This is a genomic window from Blastococcus sp. SYSU DS0539 (genome assembly GCF_054050855.1).
Genome location: NZ_JBJHAF010000008.1, coordinates 66,008 through 81,461, shown reverse-complemented (window position 1 = coordinate 81,461; position 15,454 = coordinate 66,008). Strand labels below are relative to the sequence as shown.

18 protein-coding genes are annotated in these 15,454 nt (G+C 74.0%); 5 read left to right on the top strand and 13 right to left on the bottom strand.

Annotated features, from left to right (window positions below):
• The first annotated feature begins 70 nt into the window (after positions 1–70).
• The 3 genes from ACI790_RS11720 (at position 71) to panB (ending at position 3,833) form a co-directional block, all read left to right on the top strand.
• Positions 71–1,084 (top strand): universal stress protein, encoded by a 1,014-nt coding sequence (locus tag ACI790_RS11720; RefSeq protein ID WP_456569948.1) that lies wholly within the window; start codon positions 71–73, stop codon positions 1,082–1,084.
• A gap of 86 nt (positions 1,085–1,170) precedes the next feature.
• A complete protein-coding gene (locus ACI790_RS11715; protein WP_456569947.1) occupies positions 1,171–3,006 on the top strand; it encodes an NAD+ synthase in 1,836 nt (611 codons plus the stop codon).
• Positions 3,003–3,833 (top strand): 3-methyl-2-oxobutanoate hydroxymethyltransferase, encoded by an 831-nt coding sequence (gene panB, locus ACI790_RS11710; protein WP_456569946.1) that lies wholly within the window; start codon positions 3,003–3,005, stop codon positions 3,831–3,833. The genes ACI790_RS11715 and panB overlap by 4 nt, the downstream gene beginning before the upstream one ends.
• Positions 3,834–3,929: 96 nt before the next feature.
• Here the strand turns inward: panB and ACI790_RS11705 are convergent, their stop codons facing one another.
• From ACI790_RS11705 to ACI790_RS11690, 4 genes are all read right to left on the bottom strand, one after another.
• Positions 3,930–4,643: a helical backbone metal receptor gene (locus ACI790_RS11705; RefSeq protein ID WP_456569945.1), complete on the bottom strand. Its 714-nt coding sequence runs from the start codon at positions 4,641–4,643 to the stop codon at positions 3,930–3,932.
• Between the two features lie 52 nt (positions 4,644–4,695).
• The gene (gene npdG, locus ACI790_RS11700; protein WP_456569944.1) at positions 4,696–5,394 is read right to left on the bottom strand and encodes an NADPH-dependent F420 reductase; all 699 of its coding nucleotides are present in this window, start codon (positions 5,392–5,394) and stop codon (positions 4,696–4,698) included.
• Positions 5,395–5,464: 70 nt separating this feature from the next.
• A complete protein-coding gene (locus ACI790_RS11695) occupies positions 5,465–5,647 on the bottom strand; it encodes a hypothetical protein (RefSeq protein ID WP_456569943.1) in 183 nt (60 codons plus the stop codon).
• Positions 5,648–5,705: 58 nt separating this feature from the next.
• Positions 5,706–6,179 carry a cupin domain-containing protein gene (locus ACI790_RS11690; RefSeq protein ID WP_456569942.1) on the bottom strand — a complete coding sequence of 158 codons (474 nt, stop codon included), beginning with the start codon at positions 6,177–6,179 and terminating at the stop codon, positions 5,706–5,708.
• Between the two features lie 239 nt (positions 6,180–6,418).
• Here ACI790_RS11690 and ACI790_RS11685 point away from each other — a divergent pair, with 239 nt between their 5' ends.
• Positions 6,419–7,723, top strand: a complete 1,305-nt coding sequence (locus tag ACI790_RS11685) for a M24 family metallopeptidase (RefSeq protein WP_456569941.1) — start codon at positions 6,419–6,421, stop codon at positions 7,721–7,723.
• Positions 7,724–7,785: 62 nt separating this feature from the next.
• On the opposite strand, the gene ACI790_RS11680 is transcribed toward ACI790_RS11685, so the two are convergent.
• The 5 genes from ACI790_RS11680 to ACI790_RS11660 all read right to left on the bottom strand — a co-directional run bounded on the left by ACI790_RS11680 (position 7,786) and on the right by ACI790_RS11660 (position 10,436).
• A complete protein-coding gene (locus ACI790_RS11680; RefSeq protein ID WP_456569940.1) occupies positions 7,786–8,214 on the bottom strand; it encodes a ChaB family protein in 429 nt (142 codons plus the stop codon).
• A 181-nt stretch (positions 8,215–8,395) separates the two neighbouring features.
• Positions 8,396–8,779 (bottom strand): acyl-CoA thioesterase, encoded by a 384-nt coding sequence (locus ACI790_RS11675; RefSeq protein WP_456569939.1) that lies wholly within the window; start codon positions 8,777–8,779, stop codon positions 8,396–8,398.
• 1 nt (position 8,780) lies between these two features.
• Positions 8,781–9,011 carry a hypothetical protein gene (locus ACI790_RS11670; RefSeq protein ID WP_456569938.1) on the bottom strand — a complete coding sequence of 77 codons (231 nt, stop codon included), beginning with the start codon at positions 9,009–9,011 and terminating at the stop codon, positions 8,781–8,783.
• A 1-nt stretch (position 9,012) separates the two neighbouring features.
• A complete protein-coding gene (locus tag ACI790_RS11665) occupies positions 9,013–9,270 on the bottom strand; it encodes a DUF2795 domain-containing protein (protein ID WP_456569937.1) in 258 nt (85 codons plus the stop codon).
• Between the two features lie 35 nt (positions 9,271–9,305).
• Positions 9,306–10,436: a baeRF2 domain-containing protein gene (locus ACI790_RS11660; protein ID WP_456569936.1), complete on the bottom strand. Its 1,131-nt coding sequence runs from the start codon at positions 10,434–10,436 to the stop codon at positions 9,306–9,308.
• A gap of 175 nt (positions 10,437–10,611) precedes the next feature.
• Between ACI790_RS11660 and ACI790_RS11655 the strand changes: the two genes are divergently transcribed.
• On the top strand, positions 10,612–10,956 hold the full coding sequence (locus ACI790_RS11655; protein WP_456569935.1) for a hypothetical protein: 345 nt from the start codon (positions 10,612–10,614) through the stop codon (positions 10,954–10,956).
• A gap of 90 nt (positions 10,957–11,046) precedes the next feature.
• Here ACI790_RS11655 and ACI790_RS11650 read toward each other — a convergent pair whose 3' ends face one another.
• From ACI790_RS11650 to ACI790_RS11635, 4 genes are read right to left on the bottom strand one after another with little or no spacing between them, the layout of a single operon-like run.
• Positions 11,047–12,180, bottom strand: coding sequence for an OmpA family protein (locus ACI790_RS11650; RefSeq protein ID WP_456569934.1), 1,134 nt, complete (start codon positions 12,178–12,180; stop codon positions 11,047–11,049).
• Between the two features lie 46 nt (positions 12,181–12,226).
• Positions 12,227–13,108 (bottom strand): type II secretion system F family protein, encoded by an 882-nt coding sequence (locus ACI790_RS11645; protein ID WP_456569933.1) that lies wholly within the window; start codon positions 13,106–13,108, stop codon positions 12,227–12,229.
• A gap of 11 nt (positions 13,109–13,119) precedes the next feature.
• Positions 13,120–14,061: a type II secretion system F family protein gene (locus tag ACI790_RS11640; RefSeq protein ID WP_456569932.1), complete on the bottom strand. Its 942-nt coding sequence runs from the start codon at positions 14,059–14,061 to the stop codon at positions 13,120–13,122.
• Positions 14,058–15,287 (bottom strand): CpaF family protein, encoded by a 1,230-nt coding sequence (locus tag ACI790_RS11635; protein WP_456569931.1) that lies wholly within the window; start codon positions 15,285–15,287, stop codon positions 14,058–14,060. The genes ACI790_RS11640 and ACI790_RS11635 overlap by 4 nt, the downstream gene beginning before the upstream one ends.
• Positions 15,288–15,454: the final 167 nt, after the last annotated feature.

The following is a 15,454-nucleotide window of genomic DNA, read 5'->3' as shown; positions in this document are numbered from 1 at the left end:
GTCGCGCAGGCTGTTCGGCGTCGATGTATCGCATTACGATACGACCGGCCGACCGTCCCGGGGAGGGCTCGTGCTCAGCGACGTCGAACGCCGGACCATCGAGGTGCTCGAGGCCGGCCTGCGCTCGGATCCGGCGTTCTCGCGGGCGGTCGACCCGGTCGTCCGCCGGCTGCGGGCCCGCGCCGCGCCCGTGGTCCTCGGCGTGGGCGACGAGCCGACCGCCGACGCGGTGGCGTGGGCGGTGGCCGAGGCGGTGCGGCAGCGTTGCCCGCTGCACCTCGTGCACGCCGTCCGCGGCGCGATGACCGCGGAGCCGTCCGGGCTCGCCCTCCCGGCTCCGGGAACGACCGGGCACCGCACCGGGCTCGCTGTCCTCGACGCCACGGTCGCGCAGGTCCGGGCACTGGCGCCGGGCGTCGAGGTGACCGCGCACCTGGTGCCCGGCCCGGTCGGCCGCGCCCTGCGGCACGCCGGCCGCGAGGCCCGCCTCCTGGTCCTCGGTGCGCGGGCGCCGGCCCCCCGACCCGGCCTCCGGCCGGTGTTCCCCCGGCCGCCGTTGCCCTGGCGGGTGACCGCGGCCACGCCCTGCCCGACCGCCGTGGTGCGGCCGCGACCGGGCGAGGACGCCGCGGGCGCGGGCTGCGGGGTCGTCGTCGGCATCGACGGCCGGCCGAGCTCGGAGGAGGCGCTCGGCCACGCCTTCCGGTGCGCGCAGGAGCGCCGCACCTGCCTCACCGCCGTCCACGCCTGGGCGGCCGACCTCCCGGCCGACCTGGAGGCGTCGGCCGCCCCGGTCGCCGCCGGCGAGGCCTGCGCGCACCGGCGGGCGCAGGCGGCTGTGGACCGTTGGCGCGCCCTCTACCCCGCGGTGCCGGTCGTGGTCGAGGTCGTGCGACAGGACCCGGCCGGCGCGCTGGTCGACGGCTCGGCGGGGGCGGCGCTGGTCGTGGTCGGTACCCGCGGCCGGGGGCCCGTCCGCGGCACCCTCCTCGGCTCGGTGAGCCGCGACGTGCTCGAGCGCGTCACCGCGCCGGTCGCCGTCGTCCCGCCTGCCGACCGCACCTCCCGGGCCGCCCGCCGGTAGCCCGGGAGGTTCGACGCCGCACGCCGGCGGCAGGCCGGAGGCCCCCCGTCTGGCCGTCGCGGTCGGTGGACGACCAGACTGGCGGGGTGAGTGATCAGCAGCCGGTGCAGTTGCGGGTGGCCATGGCCCAGGTCGACACCCGGGTCGGTGACCTGGAGGGCAACTGCGACCTCGTGGTGCAGTGGGCGGCGCGCGCGGCACGGGCCGACGCCCACCTGGTGGTCTTCCCCGAGATGACGCTGACCGGCTACCCGCCGGAGGACCTCGTGCTGCGGGAGTCGTTCGCCCGCGCCAGCGAGCGGGCGCTGGTCGACCTCGCCGCCCGGCTCGCCGACCAGGGGCTGGGGAACGTCGCCGTCGTCGTCGGGTACCTGGCGCACACCGAGGGCAGCGGCCCTGCGCCCATCGACGAGCCTCCGACCGACGACCACCGGCCGGCCGACGCCAACCCGCGCCGGGGCGCGCCGCGCAACGCCGCTGCCCTGCTGCACGGCGGGGACGTCGTCGCCCGGTACTACAAGCGGCACCTGCCCAACTACGGCGTGTTCGACGAGGCCCGGTACTTCGTGCCCGGCACCGACCTGCCGGTCGTCCGGCTGCACGGGGTGGACGTCGCGCTGACCGTCTGCGAGGACCTCTGGGTGGAGGGCGGGCCGTGCGGGGTCGCGGGCCAGGCCGGCGTGGACCTGGTCGTCTCCCCCAACGCCTCGCCCTACGAGCGGGCCAAGGACGACCTGCGGCTGCCCCTGGTCCGCCGCCGGGCCGCCGAGGCGCGGGCGACGATCGTCTACTGCAACCAGGTGGGCGGTCAGGACGAGCTGGTCTTCGACGGCGACTCGATGGCCGTCGCCGCCGACGGCACGCTGCTGGCCCGCTCCCCCCAGTTCGTCGAGCACCTCGCCACCGTCGACCTGGACATCGACCCGACGTCGGTCTCGCAGCGGACCGACGGCCGGATCGGCCCGATGACCGTCACCCGGCACGTGGTGTCCGAGGAGCCGGTGCCCGCGTTCGAGCGCCGTCCGGCGACGATCGCCGACCCGCTCGGTGACTGCGAGGAGGTCTGGCGGGCACTGGTCCTGGGGCTGAGGGACTTCATCGACAAGAACGGCATGCCCTCGGTGGTGCTCGGCATGTCCGGCGGGATCGACTCCGCACTGGTCGCCGCGATCGCCGTCGACGCGCTCGGCGCCGACCGGGTGCACGGCGTCGGGCTGCCGTCGAAGTGGTCCAGCGAGCACTCCCTGGCCGACGCCGAGGACTCGGCGTCCCGGCTGGGCATGCACTACTCCGTCGTCCCGATCGCGCCGATGGTGGACGCCTACGAGGCCTCGGTCGAGCTCTCCGGCGTCGCCGCGGAGAACCTGCAGGCCCGGGTGCGCGGCACGCTGCTCATGGGCCTGTCCAACCAGCACGGGCACCTGCTGCTCGCCACGTCCAACAAGAGCGAGGTCGCCGTCGGCTACTCCACGCTCTACGGCGACGCGGCGGGCGGGTTCGCCCCGATCAAGGACGTGCCCAAGACGCTGGTCTGGGAGCTCGCCCGCTGGCGGAACGCCTACGCCCGCGACCGGGGCGAGACCGAGCCCGTCCCGCAGAACTCCATCGACAAGCCGCCGTCGGCGGAGCTCGCCCCCGGTCAGGTGGACAGCGACTCGCTGCCCTCCTACGACGAGCTGGACGCCGTGATCGCCGACTACGTCGACCGCGACCTCGGGATGGCCGAGCTGCTCGAACGCGGGCACGACGCCGAGGTCGTCGCCCGTGTCCTCCGGCTGGTGGACGCCGCGGAGTTCAAGCGCCGCCAGTCGGCACCGGGTACCAAGATCAGCCTCAAGGCGTTCGGCCGCGACCGTCGCCTGCCGATCACCAACCGGTGGCGGGAGACCCTGCCCACCGTGCGAGAAGGAGCCCAAGCGTGAGCGAGTCGGTCCTCTACGGCGGTCAGTCCACCGCGCGGGTGCGCATCCACCACCTGCAGCAGGCCAAGCAACGGGGCGAGAAGTGGGCGATGCTCACCGCCTACGACACCTACAGCGCGGCCGTCTTCGAGGAGGCCGGCATCCCGGTGATGCTGGTCGGCGACTCCGCCGGCAACGTCGTCCTCGGGCACACCAGCACGGTGGCCGTCACCGTCGACGACCTCCTGGTGATGACCAAGGCCGTCACCCGCTCCACCTCGCGGGCGCTGATCGTGGCCGACCTGCCGTTCGGCAGCTACGAGTCCGGCCCGCAGCAGGCCTTCGACACCGCCGTCCGGATGATGAAGGAGGGCGGCGCGCAGGCGGTGAAGCTCGAGGGCGGGGTGCGGGTCGCCCCGCAGATCAAGCAGCTCACCGACGCCGGCATCCCGGTGATGGCGCACATCGGCTTCACCCCGCAGAGCGAGCACGCCCTCGGGGGCTTCCGGGTCCAGGGCCGGGGCGCCGGCGCCGACCAGCTGCTGGCCGACGCGCACGCGGTGCAGGAGGCGGGCGCCTTCGCCGTCGTCATGGAGATGGTCCCGGCCGCGATCGCCGGGCAGGTGACCAAGGAGCTGGCCATCCCCACCATCGGCATCGGCGCGGGCGTCGACTGCGACGCCCAGGTGCTGGTGTGGCCGGACATGGCCGGGCTCAACGGCGGTCGGGTGCCGAAGTTCGTGAAGAAGTACGCCGACCTGCGCGGCGAGCTGCTGCGCGCGGCGAAGGAGTACGCCGACGACGTCCGCGGCGGCGTCTTCCCGGGCCCCGAGCACTCCTTCGACTGACCGCCCTCCCGGCCGGCTCCCGGGACCTGAGCGCCCGAGTGGGCAGTTGCGGTCGACGACACGCGCGCACGCGCCGGCGCGGACGACCTCGACTGCTCACTCGCCGCCCGGCGCCTCCGCCCCGAGCTGCGCGAGCAGCACCGCCGGCGCCTCGACCAGGGACGGGCCGTACCAGGTGAGGTGCCGGCCGCTGACGAACGCCGGCCGGGCCTGCGGCCAGGCCTCGGGGCCGTCGTCCGGGGTGAACGCGTAGGGCTCGTCGGGGAACACCACGAGCTCGGCCGGCACCGTGGCCGGCTCGTCACGGGCGAGCCTTGGGTACCGGTCGGCGGAGCCGGCGAAGAGGTTGCGGACGCCGAGCCGGGCCAGCACGTCCCCGGCGAAGGTGTCCCGGCCCAGCACCATCCAGGGACGGCGCCAGATCGGGACGACGGCGGCAACGCCGGGCAGCCGGGGCGGGTCGGCCCAGACCTCGCGGGCCCGCACCAGCCAGTCGGGGTCGGGCCGGTCGAGCACTGCGAGCATCCGGCCGAGGGTGTCCAGCGCCTGGTCGACGGTGGCCGGCGCGGTCACCCACACCGGGATGCCGGCGGCGCGCAGCGCGGCGACGTCCTCGTCCCGGTTCTCCTCCGCGTTGGCGATCACCAGGTCCGGCGCCAGGCCGACGACCCGCGCGACGTCGGGCCACTTGGTGCCGCCGACCCGCGGCACGTCCAGCCCGGCCGGGTGGGTGCACCAGTCGGTGGCGCCGGCGAGCAGGCCCGCGTCGGTGACCGCGATCGCCTCGGTCAGCGACGGCACCAGCGACACGACCCGCCGCGGCGGCGGACCGTCGTACGACCCGCCCCGGTCGTCGCGGACCTCAGACGTCGGTGATCCGGATGCCGGCGTGCACCTTGTAGCGGCGGTTGACCGACACCAGGTTGATGGTGAGCGCCTCGACCTGGCGGGCGTTGCGCAGCCGGCCGGCGTAGATGCCGCGCATGCCCGGCAGCCGGCCGGCCAGCGCCTGGACGGTGTCCATGGACGCGCGGTCGTCGCCGACCACCATGACGTCGCCGTCGATCGTCGGGTGGGAGAGGTCCTCGAGCAGCTTGGCCGAGAGGTGGTGGAAGGCGCCGACGACGTGCGAGTCGGGCAGCAGCGCCGCGGCCTGCTGGGCGGCGCTGCCCTCCTCGACGTCGAGCACGTAGGCGCCGAGCTCGTCGAAGGCCATCGGCACGACGCAGTCGACGACGACCTTCCCGGCCAGCGGCGTGGCGAGCTCCCGGAGCGTGTCGGCGTGCCCGGCGAACGGCACCGCCACGATGACCAGGTCCGCCGCGCCGGCGACGTCGACGTTCGAGCCGCCGGTGACCGACACCTCGACCCCGGGGGCGGCGACCGACGCCGCGCGCCCGGCGACCTCGGCGGCGACCCCCTCGGCCTTCTCCGCATCGCGGCCGCCGAGCAGGACCCGCTGACCCGCGGCGGCCAGCCGGACGGCGAGCCCGCGCCCCTGGGGACCGGTGCCGCCCAGCACCCCGACGACCAGTTCCTCGACCGCGCGACCGTCCGTCACGTCCACCCCTTCCGCGGCGCCGGACAGCCCGGCTGCTGCGACCGATCATGCCTCGCCGCGGAGACGGGGATCAGTCGCCCTCCCACCGGCGGTCCTCCGCGTCGAGCTTCTCGTTCCGCTCGGCGACGGCCGCCAGTGCGTTCTCGGCTTCCTGCCGCGTCTCGTACGGGCCGAGCCGGTGCCGCTCGGCGCACCCGTCGCGGTCCTCGACCCGGTGGTGCTTGATGCAGAAGAACCAGGGCCCCTCGGGCATGCGCAGCCTCCTTCGCTCGTCGTCCGCGCCCAGCCTTCCATCCCCGGCCGCGGTCCGCTCAGACGTCGACCATCACCTGGTCGTGCCGCGCGTAGAGCGCCGCCATCTCCTCCGTCGTCGGCGGCTGCTCACGGCGTGCGATCTCGGCCATCTCGGCGAAGAACGCCTCCCGGGCCACCCCGGGGGTGAAGAGGATGAGCACCGCGGCCGGCTCGTCCCCGTCGTTCCGGAAGCCGTGCACGCCCTGCTCGTGGGCGATCGCGAAGTCGCCCGGCCGGTAGGTCTGCCACGCGCCGTCGACGTAGAGGGTCAGCCGGCCCGAGAGCACGTAGAAGGACTCGGCGAAGGTGCGGTGGTAGTGCGGCGCCGCGCCGGGCGTGTGCGGGCCGAGCCGGTACTCGACCAGGCCGAACCGGCCGGCGGTCACCGCCCCGGGGGCGACCATGCGGAGGGAGCGGCCGTCCCCCGCGTCGGCCAGGGGGTGGTCGGCGAGCAGGCGGACGTCGACGAGCGCCGGATCGGGGTGCGACATGTGCCCCACCCTGGCACCGCCCGCACCCCGGCGGGGGATCCCACGTGGTGATCGCGCACGAGCCGGTGCCGGGAGATCGAGCGGTACGGCCAGCCGGGTCGGCCACGGGCACACCTCCGCCCCGGTGCCGGCCGGTCGCCTGACGGCGAGCCAGGGCGCCGTCGCACGGCCGGGGGACCTCCCGCCCGCTCCGGTGCTCTCGACCGGTGGCTTCGGCGGTTCTCTGTTTCCCTAGGACCATGTCGCTCGTCGCGCCTGATCCGACGCGGACGGTGCCCCTGCCGCTGCGGGAGCAGGCCGACGTGCGCGATCGATGGCTCACCCAGCGGCTGCTCGACGTGCTGCCCGGCCTGATGGACCGGGCCGGCATCGACCTGTGGATCGTCGTCGGGCGCGAGTACAACGAGGACCCGGTCCTCGCCACGCTGCTGCCCGCCACCTGGCTGTCCGCCCGGCGCCGCACCATCCTGCTGCTGCACCGCAGCGACGACGGCGTCACCCCCGCGGCCGTCTCCCGCTACCCGGTCGGCCAGTTCCTGCCGGCCTGGAGCGGCGACGCCGGGGACGACGGCGGGCGCGCCCAGTGGGCCGAGGTCCGCCGGTTCGTGGAGCAGGCCTGCCCCCGGCGCATCGGCATCGACGTCTCCGAACACTTCGCGCTGGCCGACGGGCTGTCGCACACCGAGCACCGGCTGCTGACCGAGGCGCTCGGGCCCTACGCCGACCGGCTGGTGTCGGCCGAGCAGCTGGCGGTCGGCTGGCTCGAGACGCGGCTGCCCGAGGAGATCGCGGCGCTGCACGCGATGAACCGGCTGGCGCACCAGGTCATCGCCGAGGCGTTCTCCCCCGCCGTCGTCACGGTCGGGACGACGACAGGGCTGGACGTGGCGTGGTGGATCCGGCAGCGCTTCCACGACCTCGGGGTGGAGCCGTGGTTCCAGCCCTCGGTGCTCCTGCAGCGGGCCGGGGTCCCGCTGGTCGAGGACCAGGGCACGCTGCTGCCCGCCGTCCCGTACGACGCCGTGGTCCGCAGCGGCGACCTGCTGCACTGCGACGTGGGCCTGAGCAGCCTGGGCCTGCGGACCGACACCCAGCGCAACGCCTACGTGCTGCGCCCCGGCGAGACGGCCGCCCCGGCCGGGCTGCGGGCCGCGCTGGGCGCGGCCAACCGGATGCAGGAGCTGACCACCGCGGCGCTGGTCCCCGGCCGGACGGGCAACGAGGTCCTGGCCGCCGCCCGCGCCTCCGCGGCCGCCGAGGGCATCGACGGCGACGTGTACTCGCACCCGATCGGCTACCACGGGCACGGCGCGGGCCCCGCGATCGGCCAGTGGGACCAGCAGCACGGCGTGCCCGGTGCCGGGGACCACCCGGTGCACCCCGACACGGCCTACGCGCTGGAGCTCGCCGTCCGCCGGCCGGTGCCCGAGTGGGACGGCCAGTGCGTGCGGCTCGGGCTCGAGGAGGGCGTCGCGCTGACCGTGGACGGCGTCGAGTACCTCGACGGCCGGCAGACCGAGTTCCTCCTCGTACCGCCCGGCTGACACCGGGACGACGTCCCGGGCCGGACCTCCCCGGCTGGAGCTGCCCGGCCCGGCCGCGCGCGCTACTTCTTGCGCGCGGCGGCGGTCTTCTTGTCGCTCGCCTTCTGGATGGCGTCGACCAGGTCCTTCTTCTTCATCTTCGACCGGCCGGAGATGTCCAGCTTCTTGGCCAGGTCGTAGAGGTGGGACTTCGAGGCGTTGGCGTTCACCCCGCCCTTGGTCTCCTTACCGGTGCCGCGACCACCGGCGGCCTGGGCGTCGGAGGGTCCCTTCTTGCCGCCGGGCTTCTTCTCCCAGTGGTCGCCGACCTTCTCGAAGCTGTGCTTGACCGCCGCCCACGCCGTCCGGTTGGCACGCTCCTCGTCGTCGTACTCCTCCACCGCGGAGTCGTGGGCCTTGGTGAAGGTGCGCTGCGCCTTCTTCGCCGATCGCCGCAGCGTGCTCGGCAGCTCCGACTGCTTGGCCGAGCCGTTCTTCGCCGTCTTCGGCATGACCGCTCCTCTCGTCGACTCGGGCAGCCCTACCCGGATCGGCGGAGATGATCACATCGCGAGGAAGGGGACCAGCGCCTCGACCAGCTCGTCCGGTGCTGTCCCGGAGGTGGGCACCCGGAGCTCGACACCGTCTCCGACGGCCACGCCTCGTTCGGCGCAGCCGTCGAAGACGGCACCCTCAGCTCTCCAGGTACCGGGACCAGTGCGTGCGCTCGGCCTCGGTCAACGGCCGGCTGGCGTTCGCGGCGAAGTCGAACACCACCAGGACGACGTCGGCGCGGATCGCCACCTCGCCGTCCTGCGCCAGCTCCTGCCGCATCGTGAAGGACTTCGTGCCCAGCCGGGTCACCCAGCTGTGCACGCAGAGCTCCTCGCCGACCCGGTAGTAGAGCTGGCGCAGGTAGTCGACCTCGAGACGGGCGAGGATCAGCCCGCCGCCGGCGTGGTCGTCACCGAGCGCCAGCCGGGCGTCCTCGAGAAGACTCAGCGCCCGCGCGTGGTTGACGTGGCCCAGCATGTCGGGGTCCGACCAGCGCAGCCGGACCGGATGCTCGTGCCGCACGTCAGGGCTGGTCCGCGGTCTCGGCGGACTGCCGGTGCGCACCCTGGGCGTCGTCGGGGTCGGGGTGGACCGTCCGCTCCTCCGACTCGGCCAGGATCACCTCGGCGGCGACCTCCTCCATGCCGCTGCCCTGCAGCCCGGCTTCCTCCGGGAGCAGGTGGGACCGCTTCTCGATGTTGTCCTCGGTGACGTTGTCCAGCGCCTCGGCGCTGGGCTTCTTCTGCGTGGTCACCTCAGAACCGCTGCTGCTCGGTGCCCAGGCCGAGGGCCTCGGCGACCTCCTGGACATTCTCGAACTGCTGGCCGGCCGGCAGCCGCCGCAGGTCCGAGAGCACCCGGTCGGGGGGAGTGCCCTCCTGGGCCTTGGCGATCAGCGCGTCCCGGTCGGCCGGCCAGACCTCCTTGCCGAGGGACTCGGCGAGCGCGGCGCGGCGCTCGATGTCGCCCTGGTCGGTGCCGGGGCTGGTGGCGGGCTGGTGCGGGTCGGTCACGGGGTGGTTCTCCTTCGGGTTCTCGGTGCGGGAGGTCAGGCCGACGGCGTGGAGGCGTCGGTGTAGCGGAGGATCGCGGCCACCGGCTCGCCGCCGGGCAGCGCGGCGGCCGGGACGACGAGCACGCCGGCGGCGCTGGCGACCGCGGCGGCCAGCAGCGCGGACCCGGCGGGGACGACCTCGCCGTGGGTGCCCAGGGCGTCCATGTCCTGCTGCTTCACCCCGAGCTCCAGCGGGCTGCCGCCCACCAGGAGGGTGGCGTCGTCCTCCAGGGCATCGGTGACCACGAGCGTCTCCACCTGGCCCTTGCGCAGCGCGTCGACCACCGCGGCGGTCCCGGTGACGGCCAGCCCGTGGGCACCGGCGCTCTGGACCTTCTCGGCGGCATCGGCGATGTCGCGCGCCTCGTGCTCGGCGATCAGCTCGGCGGTGCGCCGCTGCACCGGCTCGCGGTCGGCGCCGGCGGCCCGGCCACCCTCCTCCATGGACACGACGAGGTCCGACCACGCGGCGGCCGCCTTGTCGCTGAAGATCTGGCGGGCCCGCACGTCCCCGGCGACCAGGACGAACCGGATCGGCAGCCGGCGGGCCAGGGAGTCCACCTCGTCGGCGACCCGGCCGAGGTTCTCCTCCCACTGGTTCTCGGCGGTGTGCATGTAGGTGTTGTGCGCCCAGCCGCCGACCTTGACCTTCTGCATGTGGAAGGTGTCGCCCTCCACCTGCTGCTCCTGGTCGGGCCGGCCGGCGAGGCCCGCCGTGGTGATGTCCGCGCCCACGCGGTCGGCGACGACGACGACGTGCGGCACCCGGCCGGCCAGCTGCTGGAGCACCGGCGCGAGGTCCGGGTGCGGCGACCACTCGGCGGTCTCGCGGGCCGGGCTGTCGGCCAGCACCTCGTCCAGCACGACAGAACCGTCGGCGGCGACGACGACGGCGCGGCCCTTGAGCGTGCCGGCCTCCCCGCCCTCGTTCCCCTCCAGCAACCGGGCGCGCACGGCCTCGACCACCACCTCGGGGGCGCCCTGCTCGGCCAGCCGCTCGGTCAGCGCGCGTACCCGCAGGTCCAGCTCCGTGTCGGCGTTCTCGGTGGTGTGCGTGACGTCGGCGCACACGGTGGCGTAGGGCCCTGCGGCGGCGAACACCGGCTCCAGGAAGGACACGTCCATGTCGGCGGGACAACTCCTCGGTCGATCGGGGGGTACTGCTCGGTCACGGGCATCACGAACCCTCGCGATGCCCGTCGTCGCCGCCTACCCACCGGTCGCGCCGTCACACCCGGTGTCGTTTCCGGGAGCCGGGGGTAGGCGGTCCTGCGTCAAGGAACCGCCGAGAGGACGAGGGATGACAGAGCACGACCAACTGCCGTTGCCCGACTACGACCACCTGCCGGTGGAGGGACTGACCTCGCGGATCCGGACGCTGGACGCCCAGGGACTGGAGACGGTCCTGGAGTACGAGCGGTCGCACGCCAACCGGGCGCAGGTGGTGACGATCATGGAGAACCGGCTCACGTCGCTGCGCGAGGGCGCCCAGCCCTCCGGCGGGGACCCGGCCGCGGCCGCGGCGGACGACCCCGTGCACGCCTCCACCGGCTCCAAGGTGTCGGAGGCCACGACCGGCCCGAAGATGAACCCGCCCTCGCAGGGCGACCCGACCAACCCCGCCCAGCCCCGCTCCACCGGCTGACACCCCGGCCCCCGAGGCCCAGGAGGCTCTGCCTACGGATCAGCAGCTCGTTCCGTAGGCAGAGCCTTCTGCGCCTGGGGCGGGGGCGCGCTACGTGCAGACGGCCGGGCCGGCTCCGACGAGCTCGATGGTCACCTTCCGGTTCTGCGCGGCCGCCGCCGGCGACAGCGTGCCGTTCCCGTCCCGGTCCTGGACGTAGCCGGGAAAATCGCTGCCCAGACCGACGACGGTCATCCGGTCCGCGGGTACACCGAGGCTCCCGAGCAGATCGGCGACCGCCTGCGCGCGCTGCCGGCTGAGCCGCTGCTGACCTTCCGCATCGCCGACGTCGGCGGTCGTCCCGGTCAGCGTCGCGGTGACGCCGGCGGCCCGCATCCGGTCGGCGATCGGCTGGAGCTTCGCCGCCGCGGCGGCGGCGTCCTGGAACGCTGCGGTGTCGGCCTGGAAGGCGACCGCACCGCCGTCGAGGACCACGGTGTTCTGCGTGCAGGTCATTCCCCCGCCCGGGCCGACGGGGCTCACCGGGGGCAGGCCGGGGACGGGTTCGCCCTCCAGCGGGGTGCGTTCGACGCTGACGTCCAGGGCGCCGGATGCCAGCGCCACGGCGGTCCAGAGGTCGGCCAGCTGGCGGCGCACCGGCTCCCCCAGCGAGGGCTGCGGGGCGGCGGTGTCGCCGAGGCCCTGGAAGACGACGTGGACGCCGCCGAGGTCCGGCAGGGCACCGGCCGCCTGCAGGCTCGCCACCACGTCGGCCGGATCGGCGTCGAGCAGGCCGCGCTGCCGGAAGTCCAGCGCGCCGATGGTGGACAGGCCCGAGTCGACGACGAGGATCGTGCGTCGCCCGTCCGCCGCGGCGATCTCCCCGACGGCGAGGCCGAGCGCCGTCAGCAGGTCGGTCTCGGGCGTCTTCGCCGCCGCCGAGGTCAGCTGCTCGTCGAGCGACTCGCGACCGGCGTCCGCCGGCCGGGCGTCGCCCACGACGAACGGCGCGCCGTCCGCCACCACGTAGGAGACGGCGGCCCGGGTGGCGACGGCGTTGGTGAGCACCTGCGCGGCGACGCCCCCCACGGTGGCTGCGGGCATGTTGCTGTGGGCACCGACCACGACGGCGAGCCCACCGCTGGGGTCGGCCGGCGGGGTGGCCGTGCACCCGAGAAGGGTCGAGGCCACGGCGAGCGTGCCGGCGACGGCCAGCAGGCGCCGGCGGACGGTCTGCTTGGTCATGGTTCTCCTCGGGATGCGGACACGCGACGACGGAGTCGTCGACGGCTCAGTCGCTGAACGCGCCGATGATGTCGATGACGGCCGGGCCCAGCACGATGATGAAGAGCGTCGGCAGGATGAACAGGATCAGCGGGAAGATGACCTTGACCGGGATCTGCATGGCCTTCTCCTCGGCCCGCTGCCGGCGCTTGAGCCGCATCTCCCCGGCCTGGGTGCGTAGCACGTCGGCGATGGAGACGCCGTACTGGTCGGCCTGGACGATGGCGGAGACGAACCGGCGCAGGTCCTGGACGTTGGTCCGCTCGGCCAGCGCGACGTAGGCGTCGCGGCGCGGCTGGCCGACGGCGATGTCCTGCAGGGTGCGGGTGAGCTCCTCGGCGAGCGCGCCCTTGCCGTTCTTGCCGGCCCGGTCCATGGCCGACTCGAAGCCGAGACCGGCCTCGACCGCGATGGTCATCTGGTCGAGGGTGTCGGCGAGCTGGAGCTGGATCTCCTGCTGGCGCTCCTGGCCCCGGCTGTAGAGCAGCAGCTCGGGGACGAAGTAGGAGATCCCGACCATGGCGACGAGCAGCAGGACGCGGAAGAAGCTGAGCCCGTCGGCCAGGAACAGGAAGCCGAGAGCACCGGCCACGGCGGCCAGCACCAGCTTGGCCGCCACGAGCCGGGGCAGCGGCCACTCCTTCGGGTACCCGGCACCGGCCACCAGCCGCTGCAACCGCGCGGCCGTACCGCGCGGGGTGAGCGCAGCGACCAGGGACGAGCCAGGGCGGGTACCTGCCCCGACCGGCGTGCCGGTCGTCAGGTCCAGGCCCCGGACCAGGTTCGCGCGGGTGGTCGCCGCCGCGGCGTCGGGCCGGGCGACCAGCGCCCACCCCAGCAGCAGGAATGCAGACACCACCACGAAGGCGGCACCGGAGACGAGGATCATGTCGTGCCCCCTCAGAAGGTGATGCGGACGGTCTTGCGCAACCACAGCCCGCCCGCCGTCAGCAGCACGGCGACGGCGGCGAGCATGGCGTAGCCGATCAGGCTCTCGGTGAAGACGCTCATGTACTCGGGCCGGATCAGGAACAGGAAGAGCCCCACCCCGATCGGGAGGGCCATGAGGACGTAGGCGGAGAGCTTGCCCTCGGCGGCGAGGGCCTTGACCTGGCGGCGGATGGCGTTGCGTTCGCGGATGGTGTGGCCGACCCGGTCGAGGACCTCGGCGAGGTTGCCGCCGACCTCGCGCTGGATGGCGATGGCCTGGGCGACCCAGGTGAAATCCTCGCTGCGCATCCGGTCGGCGACCTCGTCGATCGCGGCACCGAGGTCACGGCCGACCCGGGTCTCGTTGATGATCCGGGCGAACTCCTCCGACGTGGGAGCGGCGCCCTCCTGCGCGACGGAGTCGACGGCCCGCAGGATGCTGTGCCCGGCCCGCAGGCTGGATGCCATCAGTTGCAGCGAGTCGTCGAGCTGGTCGGCGAACGCCGCCCGGCGCCGGCCGGCGAGCACGCTCAGCAGGACCTTCGCCACCAGGGGTGCGAGCGCGGCCAGGACGACGCCGAGCAGCAGCCCACCGAGCAGCAGACCGAGCGCCCCCGCGACGACCAGGCCGGAGCAGGTCAGCAGCACGAAGTCCGCCGGGCGCAGCCGCAGCCCGGCGGCCTGCAGGTCCCGGGCCAGCCCCGAACCACCGTCGCGCTGGGCGAGCACCGTCTCGATCCCGCCCTGCGCCCGCTCGGTGAGGCCGGTCAGGGCGCTCGGCCGTGGCCCGATCGTCGGGTCGAGCCGGCTCAGGGACACGCGCTCCCGCGGCGGGACGACGGCCAGGACGCCCAGGACGAGCGCAGCCGTGGCGGCGAGGACGCCGAGCGCGAGCGCGGCGGTCCCGCTCATCGCCAGCCGCCCGGGACAGGAGCCGGAACCCCGAAGACGCGGGGGGAGAGGGTGATGCCCATGTCGGTGAAGCGGTCGGTGAACCGGGGCCGCACCCCGGTGGGCACCGGGGCGCCCAGGAAGCGGCCGGTGACCGGGTCGACCCCAGCGGAGTAGTCGAACAGGAAGGCGTCCTGCAGGGTGACCGTCTCGCCCTCCATGCCCTGCACCTCGGTGACGTGGGTGACCCGCCGGGTGCCATCCCGCAGCCGAGTCAACTGGACCACGACGTCGACGGCGGAGGCGATCTGCTCCCGGATCGCCCGCAGCGGCAGATCCATCCCCGCCATCAGCACCAGGGTCTCCAGCCGGGCGATCGCATCGCGGGGGGAGTTGGCGTGCACCGTGGACAGCGACCCGTCGTGCCCGGTGTTCATCGCCTGCAGCATGTCCAGCGACTCACCACCGCGGCACTCCCCCACCACGATCCGATCCGGGCGCATACGGAGCGAGTTGCGGACGAGGTCGCGGATGGTGATCGCACCCTTGCCCTCGATGTTGGGCGGGCGGGACTCCAACCGGACCACGTGCTCCTGCTGCAGCTGCAACTCGACGGCGTCCTCGATGGTGACGATCCGCTCCCCCTCGGGGATGAAGGAGGACAGCACGTTGAGCAGCGTCGTCTTACCCGTACCGGTACCGCCGGAGACGATCACGTTCAGCCGCGCATCCACGCACGCCTGCAGCAGCTCGGCCATCTCCGGGGACAAGGTGCCGAAACCGATCAGGTCATCGACCTTGAACGGGTCCTTGGCGAACTTGCGGATCGTCAACGTCGACCCGGAGAACGCCAGCGGCGGGATGATCGCGTTCACCCGCGACCCGTCGGCCAGCCGCGCATCCACCAGCGGCGACGACTCATCGATCCGCCGCCCCACCCGCGACACGATCCGGTCGATCACCCGCCGCAGGTGCTCCTCGTTGGCGAACCGCGACGGCGTGCGCACCAACCGCCCCGACTGCTCCACGTAGATCGAATCCGGCCCGTTGCACATGATCTCGGTGACCGAGTCGTCGTCCAGCAGCCGCTGCAACGGCCCGAACCCCAGCACGTCATCGGCCAGCTCCGCGGTCAGCCGGCCCCGCTCCTCGGCAGACAGCGGGATCTTCTCCGCCTCCACCACCTCGTCCAGCTCCCGCAGCACCAACGCGCGCAACTGGTCCTCGGCCAGCGACGGATCACTCATCCGAGCACCCATCCGCTCGAACAACGCCTTCGCCACCCGGTCCTTCAACCGACCCAGGGCATCCACCGGCGCCACCACAGCCACCGGCACAGCCGGCCGCGGCACCGGCTTCACCGGCGGGGCACCCGCCACTCGCGTACGAGGCTCCGGGAAGGGCGTGAATGCCT